Source organism: Streptomyces sp. DT224, from assembly GCF_049844595.1.
Classification (GTDB): domain Bacteria; phylum Actinomycetota; class Actinomycetes; order Streptomycetales; family Streptomycetaceae; genus Streptomyces.
Genome location: NZ_JBNCLI010000011.1, coordinates 352,295 through 367,156 on the forward strand (window position 1 = coordinate 352,295; position 14,862 = coordinate 367,156).

At 72.0% G+C, this 14,862-nt stretch carries 14 protein-coding genes and 1 pseudogene; 5 read left to right on the forward strand and 10 right to left on the reverse strand.

Features of this window, described 5'->3' with window-relative positions; translation table 11 throughout:
* Positions 1–379: 379 nt before the first annotated feature.
* The 4 genes and pseudogenes from fomD to ACLQ2N_RS27875 all read right to left on the reverse strand — a co-directional run bounded on the left by fomD (position 380) and on the right by ACLQ2N_RS27875 (position 5,237).
* On the reverse strand, positions 380–1,087 hold the full coding sequence (gene fomD / locus ACLQ2N_RS27860) for a cytidylyl-2-hydroxypropylphosphonate hydrolase (RefSeq protein WP_425817072.1): 708 nt from the start codon (positions 1,085–1,087) through the stop codon (positions 380–382).
* Between the two features lie 44 nt (positions 1,088–1,131).
* Positions 1,132–2,535, reverse strand: coding sequence for a class II fumarate hydratase (locus ACLQ2N_RS27865; RefSeq protein ID WP_425817074.1), 1,404 nt, complete (start codon positions 2,533–2,535; stop codon positions 1,132–1,134).
* 200 nt (positions 2,536–2,735) lie between these two features.
* A pseudogene (locus ACLQ2N_RS27870) lies at positions 2,736–2,940 on the reverse strand (M18 family aminopeptidase); the annotation flags it as partial.
* 620 nt (positions 2,941–3,560) lie between these two features.
* A complete protein-coding gene (locus ACLQ2N_RS27875; RefSeq protein WP_425817076.1) occupies positions 3,561–5,237 on the reverse strand; it encodes a fumarate hydratase in 1,677 nt (558 codons plus the stop codon).
* A gap of 136 nt (positions 5,238–5,373) precedes the next feature.
* Between ACLQ2N_RS27875 and ACLQ2N_RS27880 the strand changes: the two genes are divergently transcribed.
* Together ACLQ2N_RS27880 and ACLQ2N_RS27885 are read left to right on the forward strand one after the other, a co-directional pair.
* Positions 5,374–6,042 carry a DUF1707 SHOCT-like domain-containing protein gene (locus ACLQ2N_RS27880; protein ID WP_425817078.1) on the forward strand — a complete coding sequence of 223 codons (669 nt, stop codon included), beginning with the start codon at positions 5,374–5,376 and terminating at the stop codon, positions 6,040–6,042.
* 166 nt (positions 6,043–6,208) lie between these two features.
* On the forward strand, positions 6,209–6,553 hold the full coding sequence (locus ACLQ2N_RS27885) for a WhiB family transcriptional regulator (RefSeq protein ID WP_018519019.1): 345 nt from the start codon (positions 6,209–6,211) through the stop codon (positions 6,551–6,553).
* Between the two features lie 84 nt (positions 6,554–6,637).
* On the opposite strand, the gene glpX is transcribed toward ACLQ2N_RS27885, so the two are convergent.
* Positions 6,638–7,669, reverse strand: coding sequence for a class II fructose-bisphosphatase (glpX, locus tag ACLQ2N_RS27890; RefSeq protein WP_161209672.1), 1,032 nt, complete (start codon positions 7,667–7,669; stop codon positions 6,638–6,640).
* A 143-nt stretch (positions 7,670–7,812) separates the two neighbouring features.
* Here glpX and ACLQ2N_RS27895 point away from each other — a divergent pair, with 143 nt between their 5' ends.
* Positions 7,813–8,331: a DUF4245 domain-containing protein gene (locus ACLQ2N_RS27895; protein WP_425817081.1), complete on the forward strand. Its 519-nt coding sequence runs from the start codon at positions 7,813–7,815 to the stop codon at positions 8,329–8,331.
* 86 nt (positions 8,332–8,417) lie between these two features.
* Here ACLQ2N_RS27895 and ACLQ2N_RS27900 read toward each other — a convergent pair whose 3' ends face one another.
* From ACLQ2N_RS27900 to ACLQ2N_RS27915, 4 genes are all read right to left on the reverse strand, one after another.
* Positions 8,418–9,008 (reverse strand): malonic semialdehyde reductase, encoded by a 591-nt coding sequence (locus ACLQ2N_RS27900; RefSeq protein ID WP_365678058.1) that lies wholly within the window; start codon positions 9,006–9,008, stop codon positions 8,418–8,420.
* A gap of 148 nt (positions 9,009–9,156) precedes the next feature.
* Complete coding sequence (locus ACLQ2N_RS27905; protein WP_425817083.1) at positions 9,157–9,393, reverse strand: exodeoxyribonuclease VII small subunit; 237 nt, start codon at positions 9,391–9,393, stop codon at positions 9,157–9,159.
* 56 nt (positions 9,394–9,449) lie between these two features.
* Positions 9,450–10,661: an exodeoxyribonuclease VII large subunit gene (xseA, locus tag ACLQ2N_RS27910; RefSeq protein ID WP_425817085.1), complete on the reverse strand. Its 1,212-nt coding sequence runs from the start codon at positions 10,659–10,661 to the stop codon at positions 9,450–9,452.
* A 39-nt stretch (positions 10,662–10,700) separates the two neighbouring features.
* Positions 10,701–12,071, reverse strand: coding sequence for an APC family permease (locus ACLQ2N_RS27915; protein WP_425817087.1), 1,371 nt, complete (start codon positions 12,069–12,071; stop codon positions 10,701–10,703).
* A gap of 140 nt (positions 12,072–12,211) precedes the next feature.
* Here ACLQ2N_RS27915 and ACLQ2N_RS27920 point away from each other — a divergent pair, with 140 nt between their 5' ends.
* A complete protein-coding gene (locus tag ACLQ2N_RS27920; protein ID WP_425817089.1) occupies positions 12,212–13,201 on the forward strand; it encodes a 4-hydroxy-3-methylbut-2-enyl diphosphate reductase in 990 nt (329 codons plus the stop codon).
* A gap of 61 nt (positions 13,202–13,262) precedes the next feature.
* Complete coding sequence (ppgK, locus tag ACLQ2N_RS27925; protein WP_425817091.1) at positions 13,263–14,009, forward strand: polyphosphate--glucose phosphotransferase; 747 nt, start codon at positions 13,263–13,265, stop codon at positions 14,007–14,009.
* A 4-nt stretch (positions 14,010–14,013) separates the two neighbouring features.
* On the opposite strand, the gene ACLQ2N_RS27930 is transcribed toward ppgK, so the two are convergent.
* Positions 14,014–14,544 carry a DUF6542 domain-containing protein gene (locus tag ACLQ2N_RS27930; RefSeq protein WP_425817133.1) on the reverse strand — a complete coding sequence of 177 codons (531 nt, stop codon included), beginning with the start codon at positions 14,542–14,544 and terminating at the stop codon, positions 14,014–14,016.
* Positions 14,545–14,862: the final 318 nt, after the last annotated feature.

The following is a 14,862-nucleotide window of genomic DNA, read 5'->3' on the forward strand; positions in this document are numbered from 1 at the left end:
GATTCCGTCCGTCCGGGCCGGTTGTATGAGGCAATCACCTTGTGGGGCGCTACTGTGCCCCGGCAGGAACGGCAATAACAACGGCTGACATCGCCTTCCCCGCCGTACGGGGCCGAAACGCGATGTCCGGCCAGGATGCCGGTGACAACGTTTCCGCGGGGGCGGCAGCGGTCAGCGGACACGTCTCCACCCCCTCGTAGTGGCTCATGTGATGCGGGCAACTCGTGCGCCTCGTGACGCCGATGCGGCCCCTGAGGACGCCGTCCGCGCGACGAGCCGATGACTTGCGGTCAGGTCCTGCACCCCGCCTGCCGGTTGGGGCTGATCCAAGCTCCTCGGGACGATCCTACGTTTGCCCCCCTGGGGTGCATCAAGGGTCTCACGACGGCATGGCGGAAGCCGTACGGTCCGAGCCGTCCGGCCGGCGGTCCCAGTCGTCCGGGAGTTCGGGCACCCGCCACGCCGGATCGGGCCGCCAGTCCTCCCAGCCGTCCCGGAACGGCGGCCCCCAGGCGCGGATCAGCCCGACCGCCGCGCGCCCCGCCTCGCGCACCCGGCCCGCCGTCTCCGGCGTGATCAGGCCCACCCGCTGGGCCTGCTCGAACTCGTCCTCGTCGCGCCAGAGCCAGCTGCGGTCCGGGTAGACGGAGATGTCCAGGAAGTGGTCCTCGGAGTCGACGCCCCCGGCCCACCTGGTGCGCGGCTCCTCCAGGTTCACGTACCAGCTGCGGAACAGCCAGCCGCGCTCCCAGAACAGCCAGACGGACCAGGGGTCGCCGGGTCTGGCCAGCTTCAGCACGCCGTTGCCCAGCCAGAGCGTACGGGCCGTCGTGCGCGGGGCGGTGTACCGGGTGGCGAGCGGTTCGGCGTGCACCTCGGTGCCGTCCGCCAGGACCGGCTTGACGCACTCCGTGCCGGGCGCCACCCACACCGCGAGCAGCTCTTCGGTGTCCTGGACGACCGTGACCGGGCGGCAGATGTGGAACGGGTGAGCGGCGGAATCCGGCCGTCTGGGGCCGTTGCCCCGGTAGCGCCACAGGATCTGGTCACCCGGCGCCCAGCGCTCGGTCTCTCCGGTACCCGTCATGGACAGATCCTACGGAGCGCGCCGCCCGGGTGCGGCGGCGCCCGTCAGGGGCGGGTCATGCGCAGCACGTCCAGGGCCTCGTCGAGCTGCTGCTCGGTCAGGTCCCCGCGCTCCACGTAGCCCGATTCGAGGACGACGTCACGGATCGTCCGGCGCTCCGCGAGCGCCTTCTTGGCGACCTTGGCCGCCTCCTCGTAACCGATGTACTTGTTCAGCGGGGTGACGACGGACGGCGAGGACTCGGCGTACTCCCTGGCCCGTTCGGCGTGCGCGGTGATCCCGTCCACCGTGCGGTCCGCCAGCAGCCGGGAGGCGTTGGCGAGCAGCCGTACGGACTCCAGCAGGTTCTTCGCGATGACCGGGAGCATGACGTTCAGCTCGAAGTTCCCGGCGGCGCCCGCGGCGGCGACCGTGGCGTCGTTCCCGGTCACCTGCGCGGCGACCATCAGGACCGCCTCGGGGATGACCGGGTTGACCTTGCCCGGCATGATCGAGGAGCCGGGCTGGAGGTCGGGCAGGGAGATCTCGGCGAGGCCGGTGCGCGGGCCGGACGCCATCCAGCGCAGGTCGTTGCAGATCTTGGTGAGCGAGACACCGATGGTGCGCAGCTGGCCCGAGGTCTCCACCAGGCCGTCCCGAGCGCCCTGCGCCTCGAAGTGGTCGCGGGCCTCGGTGAGCGGCAGCCCGGTGACGCGGGCGACCTCCGCGATGACGGCGGCGGAGAAGCCGGGCGGGGTGTTGATGCCGGTGCCCACGGCCGTGCCGCCGAGGGGGAGTTCGGCGAGCCGGGGGAGCGAGGCGCGCAGCCGCTCGACGCCGTATCGGATCTGGGCGGCGTACCCCCCGAACTCCTGGCCGAGGGTGACGGGCGTGGCGTCCATCAGGTGGGTCCGCCCGGACTTCACCACCGTCGCGAACTCCTCCGCCTTGCGCTCCAGGGCGGCGGCGAGGTGGTCCAGGGCGGGGATCAGGTCGGCGGTGACCGCGGCGGTCGCGGCGATGTGGATCGAGGAGGGGAACACGTCGTTGGAGGACTGCGAGGCGTTGACGTGGTCGTTGGGGTGGACCGCGCGGCCCAGGCGCTCGGTGGCGAGGGTGGCCAGGACCTCGTTGGTGTTCATGTTCGACGAGGTGCCCGAGCCGGTCTGGAAGACGTCGACCGGGAAGTGCGCGTCCCAGCGCCCCTCCGCGACCTCGCCGGCCGCCTCCTGGACGGCCTTCGCGATGTCCGGGTCGAGGACCTTCAGTTCGGCGTTGACCTTGGCGGCGGCGGCCTTGATCCGGGCCAGGGCCTCGATGTGGGCCCGCTCCAGGCGCTGGCCGGAGACCGGGAAGTTCTCCACGGCCCGCTGCGTCTGGGCCCGCCACTTCGCGTCCGCGGGGACCCTGACCTCGCCCATCGAGTCGTGCTCGACGCGGTAGCCCCCGGCCGTTTCCTGATCCGTCATCGTCCAACCTCCTTGAAGCCGCTCGGCCCGTGGCGGTGGCGAAGGCGGGCGCGCGTCCCGGTCCAGCCTTCCCCAGGCCCTCACCGGCCCGTACGCGCCGAGGGTAGCCGCCGGGGGCGTGCCGGGCGCGGAACCCGCTGACCCGCCGCGGCCGCGGGTACGGGGAGAGCCGGCCGCGGCCTTCCCGTACCCGCGCCCCTTCATCCGGACGTCACGAACGCCGTCGGGATCGCCGCCGGATGAGCCGGATCCCGCGCCCCGCACAGCTCGCGGGCCGAGTGCACCGAAAGCCCCGGGACCCCCACGTCGACCGTCGGCACACCGAGCCGGGCGGCCGATCGACGTGCCGCACGGCATCGCGGGGTGGGAGACGAACGGCTGCCACGGCGCGCCCGCCCGCTCGCAGCGGTGAGAGTGGCGCGGCCGGTGTCCGCAGGGCAGTGCGGGTTCGGACAGCAGCACGGATGACGCGGCCGTGCGATGAGGGGCGGCAGGAGTGAGGACGGCGGCAAACCCGTGGGGCGGCCCCGAGTCCGGTGGTGGCACCGGGCCGGCCGCCCGGCGGTGCGGAGTTCTCCGGCAACGCCGGACAACCCACCGCAATCGCGGGGTGCCCCGCAAGCCCGGCGGACGGCCCGGTGCGCGAAAGCGGCGGTGCGCCGCGGGGCGCCGCGAAGGCCGGACGGCTGCCCGGGGCCCCGCCCCGGTCCGTGCCGGGTCCTCGCGGGGCCGGGCGGCGCCGTCACGCGGGCCTCGCGGCGACTGCGCGAGATTGGCTGGTTTCCGGTGTACGTGTAGGGGGCCCTGAACCTTGCGCCGGGCGCCGCGCCCGTATCGCGCCGGGTGCCGCCGGCCCCGGATGTGCCGGCCCGCGCCCGGGCGCCCCTCCGCCGTGGTCCCCACCGTGGCGGACAGCCCGGAGGCGGGCGCCCGGGGCCCGGCCGCCGGAAGGCGGAAGGGGCGCTCACCGCGCGGCGAACCGGCGGCTCGCACCCCTCCTCACTGCCGCGTACGGCGCACAGCGCTCAGCCCAGGCCCGGACCGCGCACCGGGATGCTGGTGAACGTGGGCGCCGGGGCGGGCTCGGTGAAGAAGTCGTTGCCCTTGTCGTCCACGACGACGAACGCGGGGAAGTCCTCCACCTCGATCCGCCAGACCGCCTCCATGCCGAGCTCCTCGTACTCGACGACCTCGACCTTCTTGATGCAGTCCTGCGCGAGCCGGGCCGCCGGGCCGCCGATCGAGCCGAGGTAGAAGCCGCCGTGCTCGCCGCACGCGTCGGTGACCTGCTGGGAGCGGTTGCCCTTCGCCAGCATCACCTTGGAGCCGCCCGCCGCCTGGAACTGCGCCACGTAGCTGTCCATGCGGCCGGCCGTCGTCGGGCCGAAGGAACCGGAGGCGTAGCCCTCGGGGGTCTTCGCCGGACCGGCGTAGTACACCGGGTGGTCCTTCAGGTACTGCGGCATCTCCTCGCCGGCGTCCAGGCGTTCCTTGATCTTGGCGTGCGCGATGTCGCGCGCCACGACCAGCGGACCGGTCAGCGAGAGCCGGGTCTTGACCGGGTACTTGGTCAGCTCCGCGAGGATCTCGTCCATCGGCCGGTTCAGGTCGATCCGGACCACGTCGCCCTCGGTGTCGAGGTGCTCGTCGGTGGTGTCCGGCAGGAAGCGGGCCGGGTCCTTCTCCAGCTGCTCCAGGAAGACGCCCTCGGCGGTGATCTTCGCGGTGGCCTGGCGGTCCGCCGAGCAGGAGACGGCGATGGCGACGGGGAGCGAGGCGCCGTGCCGGGGCAGGCGCACCACGCGGACGTCGTGGCAGAAGTACTTGCCGCCGAACTGCGCCCCGATGCCGATCTTCTGCGTCAGCTCGAAGACCTTCTCCTCCAGCTCCTTGTCGCGGAAGCCGTGCCCGGTGGGGGACCCCTCGGCGGGCAGCTCGTCCAGGTAGTGCGCGGAGGCGTACTTCGCGGTCTTCAGCGCGAACTCGGCGGACGTGCCGCCGACGACGATCGCCAGGTGGTACGGCGGGCAGGCCGCGGTGCCCAGCGAACGGATCTTCTCCTCCAGGAACTTCATCATGGACGCCTCGTTGAGGACGGCCTTGGTCTCCTGGAAGAGGAACGACTTGTTGGCCGAGCCGCCGCCCTTGGCCATGAAGAGGAACTTGTACGCGCCGCCGTCGGTGGCGTACAGCTCGATCTGCGCGGGAAGGTTGGAGCCGGTGTTCTTCTCCTCCCACATGGTCAGCGGGGCCATCTGCGAGTAGCGCAGGTTGAGCTTGGTGTACGCGTCGAAGATGCCGCGCGACAGGGCCTCCTCGTCACCGCCCTCGGTCAGCACGTTCTGCCCGCGCTTGCCCATGACGATCGCGGTGCCGGTGTCCTGGCACATCGGCAGGACGCCCGCGGCGGCGATGTTCGCGTTCTTCAGCAGGTCGAGCGCGACGAACTTGTCGTTGGACGAGGCCTCCGGGTCGTCCACGATCCGCCGCAGCTGCGCCAGGTGCGCGGGGCGCAGGTAGTGCGAGATGTCGTGCATGGCCTCGGCGGCCAGGGTGCGCAGCGCCTCCGGCTCGACCTTGAGGAACGTACGCCCGTCGGCCTCGAAGGTGGACACACCCTCGGCGGTGACCAGACGGTACGGCGTGGTGTCCTCTCCCAGAGGGAGCAGATCGGAGTACGCAAACTCTGGCATTACGGCCATTCCTCACTCGGCAGACAGCGGCTGGCCACCCTTGGACAGCGCACCCACCAGGGTAGGACGCGCCGGGAGCGGCGGGCCTGTGAGGTAGGGCTCACCGCCTCTGTCGCGATCTATCGCGTTTCGGTACGCTGGGGAGGTGGACCTCGAGAAGCAGCCCCAGCAGCCCGCCGCACCGGCGGACACCGAAGCCATCCGTGCCTCCGACGCGGACCGCGACCGGATCGCGGACATCCTGCGGGAGGCGCTGGCCGAGGGCCGGCTGACCGCCGACGAGCACGCGGAGCGGATCGACTCCGTCTACCGCGCCAAGACCGTCGGCGAGCTGGAACCGCTCGTACGGGACCTGCCGGCGCCGGCCGGCACCGCCAGGCCCGCCGCCGGCACGTCCCACGCTTACGGCCCCGAGCCGGCGGCCGGTCCCGCCGACAACCTGGTGGCGATCTTCAGCAGCTCGACCCGCAGGGGCCGCTGGCGGGTGGGCGCCCGTACGAACGCCTTCTCGCTGTTCGGCAGTGTGGAAATCGACCTGACGGAGGCGCTTTTCGGACAGCGTCTCACCGTCATCAACGCCACATCCGTCTTCGGCAGCGTGGAGATCAGGGTCCCCGAGAACATCTCGCTGCGCGGCAGCGGCACGGGCGTCTTCGGCAGTTTCGACGTCCGCACGCTGGAATCCGACGACCCCGAGGCGCCCGTGGTCGTCGTCAACGGATACTCGGTGTTCGGCAGCGTCGAGGCGAAGCCGAAGCGCGGCAAGTTCGTCGCGGATCTCCAGGACCGGCTGCGCAAACACCTCGGCCACTGACGCCCTTCGGGCCGGGCGTGCGGAGTCGGTTTCGCCCGGCTGAAAAGGGACTCGACCGCAATTGCGTGGAACGGACCTGGGTGCCACTCAGTGCATAGGCGCACGCACAGCGGGTAGGGACTGCTGCATCGCCTTTCGCTCGCGAAGCCGTCGTCAGGAGTGGACCGTGCTGCAACTGCCGCATCAGCCCCTGCAGGTCGCCGCCGTCCCCCCGCAGCGGGTGCCCGCTCGGGAGGACCAGGCCGGCCCCTGGCACTCGGAGGCGGTGTGCCGCCGGGACGAAGCCGGGCTGTTCTTCGCCCCGTCGAAGGAGCCGACTGCCGCCCGCCTCTCGCGCGAGGAGTCCGCGAAGCGGGTCTGCGCGCGCTGTCCCGTGATGGTGGAGTGCCGCGAGCACGCTCTGATGCAGCCCGAGCCCTACGGGGTGTGGGGCGGTCTCACGGCCGCCGAGCGCCGCGTGGCGCTGGCCCGGCGCAGGCGGCGCGATGTGGAGCTGAAGGCGGCGGGCTGACCGGGCCGCCGGTCCCGTATCCGTACGTACGAAGAGGCGCCCCCACCGCACATGGGGGGCGCCTCTTCGCCCGGGCGCGCGGTGCTACTTCGCGCGGTCGAAGTCGATGGCGCTGTACGCCCGCAGCTTCGACAGCCGGTGGGTGGAGCTGATCGTCCGGATGGTGCCGGACTTGGACCGCATGACGATGGACTCCGTGGTCGCCGTCTCCGAGCGGTAGCGCACCCCGCGCATCAGCTCGCCGTCGGTGATCCCGGTCGCCACGAAGAACACGTTGTCCCCGCTGACCAGGTCGTCCGTGGACAGCACGCGGTCCAGGTCGTGGCCGGCGTCCAGGGCGCGCCGCCGCTCGGCCTCGTCCTTCGGCCAGAGCTTGCCCTGGATGACACCGCCGAGGCACTTTATGGCGCAGGCCGAGATGATGCCCTCGGGCGTGCCGCCGATGCCCATGAGCAGGTCCACGCCGGTGCCCTCGCGGGCGGCCATGATCGAACCGGCCACGTCGCCGTCGGAGATGAACTTGATGCGGGCGCCGGTCTCCCGGATCTCCTTGACGATGCCGTCGTGGCGCGGGCGGTCCAGGACGACGACGGTGACGTCCTCGGGCGTGGAGTTCTTCGCCCGGGCGACACGGCGGATGTTCGCCGAGACGGGGGCGTTGATGTCCACGAAGTCGGCCGCCTCGGGGCCGGTGACCAGCTTGTCCATGTAGAAGACGGCGGACGGGTCGAACATCGCGCCCCGGTCCGCGGCGGCCAGGACGGCGATCGCGTTCGGCATGCCCTTGGCGTTGAGGGTCGTGCCGTCGATCGGGTCGACGGCGATGTCCACCTCGGGCCCGGTGCCGTCCCCGACGTGCTCGCCGTTGAACAGCATGGGCGCCTCGTCCTTCTCGCCCTCACCGATGACGACGACGCCGTTCATGGACACGGTGGAGACCAGGGTCCGCATGGCGTTCACGGCGGCGCCGTCGGCCCCGATCTTGTCCCCGCGGCCGACCCATCGCCCGGCGGCCATGGCGGCGGCCTCGGTGACCCGGACCAGCTCCAGGGCGAGGTTGCGGTCGGGGGCCTCCGGGGAGACCTCCAGCTGGGACGGCAGATGATGCTCGGACATCGGAGCGCACCTTTCTGTACGGCGACGACCGGATGAGGGTGATCTGACTCTATCGCCAGGCCGATAAAATGAGCAGACCGGGTCACGTTTGAGCGGAGTGGCCCCCGGTTCGGACGCACGGAGGCTGATGCGACGATGGGGGTGTGGCAAGCAAGCAAGGCAAGCAGACCGTCCGGGACATGATCCTGTCGTTGTTGGCGATCGCCGCCGTGGCGGGTGTCGTCTACATCTTCATCCCGCACGACGACAAGGCCGATCCGGTCAAGGCGGTCGACTACCGCGTCGAGCTCCTGACCGCGCGGCGCGCCGCCCCGTACCCGGTGGCCGCCCCCAGCGGCCTGCCCGAGGGCTGGAAGCCCACCTCGGTCACGTACGAGCGGGACAAGGGCAACAGCTGGCACCTGGGCTTCCTCGACCCGGACGGCAAGTACGTCGCGGTGGAGCAGTCCACGGCCCCGGCGAAGTCCTACATCGACCAGGTGAGCCAGGAGGCCCAGGACACCGGGCGCACCCAGGAGGTCGCCGGGCGGACCTGGCAGCGCTGGGAGGGCCCGAAGTACGACGCGCTGGTGCGCGAGGAGAAGGGCGCCACGACGGTGGTGACCGGCTCGGCCCCGGCGGAGCGGCTGGCGGAGATGGCGGCGGCGCTGAAGACGTCCTGACGCCGTACAGCGTACGGATACGGGGGAGGGCCCCGGAGCAGTCGCTCCGGGGCCCTCCCCGTGTTCGCCGTTCGGGCGGCCGTGGCTCAGACGGTCTTGACGACCTCGTCGAACGCCAGGCGCGGCAGGCGCGGGAACCAGGCGTCCTCGCCCGGCTTGCCGATGTTGACGACCATCAGGACGTTGTGGTCGCCGTCCAGGAACTCCTTCTCGATGCCCGCGGCGTCGTAACCGGTCATCGGGCCGGCGGCCAGACCGGCGGCGCGGACGCCGATGATGAAGTACGCGGCCTGCAGGGCGGCGTTCAGCGAGGCGGCGGACTCGCGGACCGGGCGCTCCGAGAAGAACATGTCCTTGGCCTGCGGGAAGTGCGGCAGCAGGGCCGGCAGCTCCTCGTGGAACTCGTTGTCCGCGGCCAGGATCGCGACCAGCGGCGCGGTCGAGGTCTTGGGCTGGTTGCCCTCGGCCATGTGCTGGACGAGACGCGCGCGGGCCTCGTCGGAGCGCACGAGCACGACGCGCAGCGGCGACTGGTTGAAGGCGGTCGGGCCGTACTTGACCAGGTCGTAGATGGCCTGGACCTGCTCGTCCGTCACCGGCTCGTCGGTGAAGGTGTTGGCGGTGCGGGCCTCGCGGAAGAGGAGGTCCTGGGCGGCGGGGTCAAGAACGAGGGACATCGTGCGTATTACCTTCCGGACGTACACGGGGGGATCGGGTCACGGACGCGGAGGATCCGGCCACGACGATCACCGTACGGCGAAAGTGCATTAATATTCAACTAAACGGGGAGTGGGGAGACTCACGCCGGAAAGCCGGAATAAGTCGTCACCCCTCGTCCTCCGCCGGGCCCGCGAGCGCGGCGTCGAGCCGGGCGCGGGCACCCTCCAGCCAGTGCCGGCACACCTTCGCCAGCTCCTCGCCGCGCTCCCAGAGCGCGAGGGAGTCCTCCAGCGAGGTCCCGCCCGCCTCCAGCCGGCGCACCACTTCGATCAGCTCGTCGCGCGCCTGCTCGTAGCCCAGCGGGCTCGTCGTGGCGGCGGCCGCCGTCCCGTCGTCCGTCATGTCTTCCACCCTATGCGTCGTCATGTGTCCGGCATCCCCCTCGATCCCGGCGGCCCCTACTCCGCGACCCGCACCGCGAACTCGCCCCCCGACACGCGGGCCCGCAGCGGCTCCCCGGCCGCGCCCGCGTCCGCGGGCTCCCGGACCACGTGCCCGTCGGCGCGCTGCAGCACCGCGTAACCGCGCTCCAGGGTCGCGGCCGGCGACAGCGCGAGCACCCGGGCCCTGGTGTGGGCCAGTTCCGAATCGGCCCGGTCCAGCAGATGGCCCAGCACCCGGCGGGCGCGGCCGGCCAGCGCGTCGACGTCCGCCTCGCGCTCGTCCACCATCCGCTGCGGGTGCTCCATGCAGGGCCGCCCCAGCGCGTGGGCCAGGCCCCGCTCCTCCCGGTCGAGCAGCCCCCGTACCGTCCGCAGCGACCGGTCCCGCAGCTGCCGCACCCGGTCCAGCTCCTCGCCCACGTCCGGCACGACCTTCTTCGCCGCGTCCGTGGGCGTCGACGCCCGTACGTCCGCGACGAGGTCGAGCAGCGGCGAGTCCGGCTCGTGCCCGATCGCCGAGACCACCGGCGTACGGCAGGCCGCGACCGTACGGATCAGCTCCTCGTCCGAGAACGGCAGCAGGTCCTCGACGCTGCCGCCGCCGCGCGCCACGACGATCACGTCCACGTCCGGGAGCCCGTCCAGCTCCTTGACCGCCCGCACGACCTGGTTGACCGCGTGCACCCCCTGCACGGCGGTGTTGCGTACCTCGAAGCGGACGGCGGGCCACCGGCGGCGGGAGTTCTCCAGGACATCGCGCTCGGCCGCCGAGGCCCGGCCGCAGACCAGACCGATCAGCTGCGGCAGGAAGGGCAGCGGCTTCTTGCGGTCCAGGGCGAACAGGCCCTCGGCGGCCAGGGACTTCTTCAGCTGTTCGAGGCGCACCAGCAGTTCGCCGATGCCGACCGGCCGTATCTCCGTCGCCCGCAGTGACAGCTGCCCCCGGGGCGCGTACCACTCCGGCTTGGCGAGGACGACGACCCGCGCGCCCTCCGCGACCACGTCGGCGATCCGGTCGAAGACCTGCCGGAAGCACGTCACGCTCACCGAGATGTCGTGCGACGGGTCGCGCAGCGTCAGGAACACCACCCCGGCACCGGGCCGCCGGGACAGCTGCGTGATCTGGCCCTCGACCCAGACCGAACCGAGCCGGTCGATCCAGCCGCCGATGAGCCGCGACACGTCACCGACGGGCAGCGGGGCTTCCGGGGAAGTGTTCAGAGCCATGCGAGCGAGCGTAACGGCCGGGACCGACAACGGGCCCTGTCACGGCTTACGGGCCACGCCCCGCCGTCCCCGCTGCACCAGCACCACCACCAGTCCCACGACCAGCCAGCAGGCACCCACCACCTGCGCGCTCCCCGTCGCCTCCACGATCACCGCGATCAGCACCCCGGCCCCCACCACCGGCACCACCAGATGGCGCCACCAGTCCGGCTCGCCCTCCCTCCGCCGCACCACGAACCAGCCCACCACCGACGCGTGCAGCAGGACGAACGCCGTCAGCGCCCCGATGTCCACCACCGAGACCAGATGGTCGAGCCCGTCGTCGCGCCGCGCCGCCCACACCGCCGCCACCAGCGTCACGACGGCCGCGATCAGGATCGCCACCCGGGGCACCCCCGAGCGCGGATCGACCCGCGACAGCAGCCCCGGCAGCCGGCGCTCACGGGCCATCGCGAACAGCAGCCGCCCCGCCGCCGCCTGCCCCGCGAGCGCCGCGAACGCCGCCCCGATCGCCTTGCTCACCGCCACCAGGTCGTGCAGCCAGGTCCCCACCGCGGTGTCCACCGTGTCGTAGAACGCCGAGCCCTGCGCCCCCGGATCGGCGGCCAGCTCCGCCGAGGTCATCGGTTCCAGCAGGGCGGCCAGATACGCCTGCGCCACGAACAGCGTCCCCGCGAGCACCAGGCAGAACAGCACCGCCCGGGCCACCTGCGCCGAGCCGCCCGTCACCTCCTCCGCGAACGAGGCGATGGCGTCGAACCCGAGATACGAGAGCACCGCCACGGACACCGCGCCCAGCACCGCCGTCGTGGAGAACCCGGAATCCCCGGTGAGCGGCGACAGCCAGCCGCGCTGCGCCCCGTCCCGTACGAGCACCACCACGGCGGCCACCGCGAACACCAGCAGCACCACGATCTCCATCGCCAGCACCGCGAAACCCACCCGGGCCGCGGCCCGTACGCCCCACAGGTTGAGCAGCGTCGTGAGGACCACCGCGAGCGCCGTCCACACCCACCGCGAGACACCGGGAACCAGCGAGTTCATCGCGATCCCCGAGAAGAGGTACGCCACGGCCGGGATCAGCAGGTAGTCCAGCATCGCCATCCACCCGGCGATGAACCCCGGCCCCTCGCCGAGCCCCTTGCGGGCGTACGCGAACACCGACCCGGCCATCGGGGCGACCCGCACCATCTGCGCGTAACTGAACGCGGTGAAGGCCATCACGACGGTCGCGGCGACGTACACCAGCGCGACCGCCCCGTCCGACTTCGCGTCCAGCGTCCCGAACACGCCGACGGGGGCCATGGGGGCGATGAAGAGCAGCCCGTAGACCACCAGGTCCCGGAAGCCGAGGGTCCGCCGCAGACGCGCCGTCTCGGTGGAGCTGGAATCCGTACCGCTGCCGGCCATGAGCCCTCCGTGGTTGGCGTCGCCACCAGTCTCCCGACCTGCCACTCCACGCGCCCGTCCAGTACGGCCTAACGGCCCCCCTGCGGCAGGGGGCGGACGCCGCTCGCTGTCCGCCCCCTGCCACAGGGGAGGCCGTTACGATGGGACGCATGACTGCTACGACCCCCCGACGCGTCCTCCTCGCCGCTCCCCGTGGCTACTGCGCGGGCGTGGACCGTGCCGTGATCGCCGTGGAGAAGGCCCTGGAGCAGTACGGCTCCCCGGTCTACGTGCGCCACGAGATCGTCCACAACAAGTACGTCGTGCAGACCCTGGAGAAGAAGGGCGCGATCTTCGTCGAGGAGACGGCGGAGGTCCCCGAGGGCTCGATCGTGATGTTCTCCGCGCACGGCGTCGCCCCCACCGTGCACCAGGAGGCGGCCGAGCGGAAGCTCGCCACGATCGACGCGACCTGCCCGCTGGTCACCAAGGTCCACAAGGAGGCCGTTCGCTTCGCGCAGGAGGACTTCGACATCCTCCTGATCGGCCACGAGGGCCACGAGGAGGTCATCGGCACCTCCGGCGAGGCCCCCGACCACATCACCCTGGTCGACGGCCCCGAGGACGTGGAGAACGTGGAGGTGCGCGACCCGTCGAAGGTGGTCTGGCTCTCCCAGACCACCCTCTCCGTGGACGAGACGATGGAGACGGTCGGCGCGCTCAAGGAGAAGTTCCCGCTGCTGATCTCGCCGCCGAGCGACGACATCTGCTACGCCACGCAGAACCGCCAGACCGCGGTGAAGCAGATGGGCGCCGACGCGGACCTGGTGATCGTCGTCGGCTCGAAGAACTCCTCCAACTCGGTCCGCCTGGTCGAGGTCGCCCTCGGCGCGGGCGCGGGCGCCTCCCACCTGGTCGACGGCGCGGACGAGATCGAGGAGGCGTGGCTGGCCGGCGTCTCCACGGTCGGCGTCACCTCCGGTGCCTCCGTGCCCGAGGTGCTGGTGGACGGCGTGCTGGCCTGGCTGGCCGAGCGGGGTTTTGAGGACGTCGAGATCGTGAAGGCAGCCGAGGAGTCGATCGTCTTCTCGCTGCCGAAGGAGCTGCGCCGCGACCTGCGCGCGGAGGCGGCGGCCCTGCGGGGTGAGTAGCCGGCGCCTTCACGGGCCGTTCCGGGAGTGAGCGCCCGCCGGTGCCCGTACCGTGGATCACATGGAGATCTTCGGCGTGGACATCGGCGGTTCCGGGATCAAGGGCGCTCCCGTGGACCTGGACCGCGGAGGCCTGGCGCGGGAGCGCCACAAAGTACTGACACCGCACCCGGCGACGCCCGAGGACGTGGCCGGGTGCGTGGCCGAGGTCGTCGGCCACTTCGACTGGAAGGGCCCGGTGGGGGTCACCTTCCCGGGCGTCGTCACGGGCGGCCTCACCCGCACCGCGGCCAACGTCGACAAGGGCTGGATCGACCAGGACGCCCGCCGGCTGCTCGGCGACAAGCTCGGCCTCCCGGTCACCGTGCTCAACGACGCGGACGCGGCGGGCATCGCCGAGATGACGTTCGGCGCGGGCCGGGGCCGCAAGGGCACGGTGATCATGCTGACCTTCGGTACGGGGATCGGCAGCGCGCTCTTCATCGACGGGCGACTCGTCCCCAACACCGAGCTCGGCCACCTGGAGCTGGGCGGCCACGACGCGGAGAAGCACGCCTCCACGAAGGCCAAGGAGGACGAGGACCTGGGCTGGCACCACTGGGCCCGCCGGGTCCAGAAGTACCTGGCCCATGTGGAGATGCTGTTCTCGCCCGAACTGTTCATCATCGGCGGCGGGATCAGCCGCAAGGCCGACAAGTTCCTGCCGCTGATCGAACACGTACGGGCCGAGATGGTCCCGGCCGAGCTGCAGAACAACGCGGGGATCGTGGGGGCGGCGATGGCAGCGAAGGCGGCCGCCTCGGACTGACGGCTCAGCGCTGCGACGGCCTGCGCGGGGCGCGGGCCGCCGTGGCGCGGGGAGCCGGTGACGGCCCGGCGGCGGCCGGGCGTGCGGTCCGCGCGGCCAGCATCATGCGCCGCTGCCGGGCCCGCATCAGCCGCACCTTGCGTACGGAGGCGATGACGCCCGCGACGAGGGTGCCGCCGTACAGCCAGCCGGCGTGCACGGCGAGGGCGGTGACGACGGCCATCGTCTGCCCGCCGAGTCCGCCGGTGCCGCCGGAGACGGGGACGATGCCGAGCGCGAAGGCGATCGGCACGCTGATCGGCGCGGTCACCAGGTCCGCCGGCCGCACCCAGAACGCGGTCAGCGCGCTGACCGGCAGGAACAGCAGGCCGAACACGACGGGGGACTCGTCGAACAGCAGCCGGTCCAGGCACCCGATCAGGAACATGGCGGCGGCCGCGAAGAGCCCGGCGCCGATCCCGGTGAGCCGGGGATTGGGCAGCCGGCGCAGGGCGCCCGCGGCGGGGGAGACCGGCCGCCCGGCGGGCGCGCCCATCACCCGGTGACCGAGGGCCCCCGCGCCGTCGGCCTTCCGGGCTTCCCCGGCCGCCCCCAGCGGGGACAACGGGGTCTGCCGGGCCTGCCTGCGCTGCGGGGGACGTGTCCTGTGCTGCTCCACCGGGACAACGTAGGTCGCCGGGAGGCCGGAATCAGGTGCGGGACACGCGCTTTGGCCGAGCTTGGCGATGAGTTCGATGCCACACGGCGCAACGGGAACCGGATCGGGCCCCCCGCTTAGAGCTCGTAACAAGATCTTGTTGAAACGGCCTGGTAGGCCGTGACCGGTGTGATGATTCGGCCGTTCGTGAGGTGT

Bases quoted from the DNA above. Each gene is read 5' to 3' on its own strand.
- ACLQ2N_RS27875 (WP_425817076.1), bottom strand. From the start codon at position 5,237: ATGGCCGTAATGCCAGAGTTTGCGTACTCCGATCTGCTCCCTCTGGGA.
- fomD (WP_425817072.1), bottom strand. From the start codon at position 1,087: ATGACGGGTACCGGAGAGACCGAGCGCTGGGCGCCGGGTGACCAGATC.
- ACLQ2N_RS27920 (WP_425817089.1), top strand. From the start codon at position 12,212: ATGGGACGCATGACTGCTACGACCCCCCGACGCGTCCTCCTCGCCGCT.
- ACLQ2N_RS27865 (WP_425817074.1), bottom strand. From the start codon at position 2,535: ATGACGGATCAGGAAACGGCCGGGGGCTACCGCGTCGAGCACGACTCG.
- ACLQ2N_RS27915 (WP_425817087.1), bottom strand. From the start codon at position 12,071: ATGGCCGGCAGCGGTACGGATTCCAGCTCCACCGAGACGGCGCGTCTG.
- ACLQ2N_RS27930 (WP_425817133.1), bottom strand. From the start codon at position 14,544: ATGGGCGCGCCCGCCGGGCGGCCGGTCTCCCCCGCCGCGGGCGCCCTG.
- ppgK (WP_425817091.1), top strand. From the start codon at position 13,263: ATGGAGATCTTCGGCGTGGACATCGGCGGTTCCGGGATCAAGGGCGCT.
- ACLQ2N_RS27905 (WP_425817083.1), bottom strand. From the start codon at position 9,393: ATGACGGACGACGGGACGGCGGCCGCCGCCACGACGAGCCCGCTGGGC.
- xseA (WP_425817085.1), bottom strand. From the start codon at position 10,661: ATGGCTCTGAACACTTCCCCGGAAGCCCCGCTGCCCGTCGGTGACGTG.
- ACLQ2N_RS27900 (WP_365678058.1), bottom strand. From the start codon at position 9,008: ATGTCCCTCGTTCTTGACCCCGCCGCCCAGGACCTCCTCTTCCGCGAG.
- glpX (WP_161209672.1), bottom strand. From the start codon at position 7,669: ATGTCCGAGCATCATCTGCCGTCCCAGCTGGAGGTCTCCCCGGAGGCC.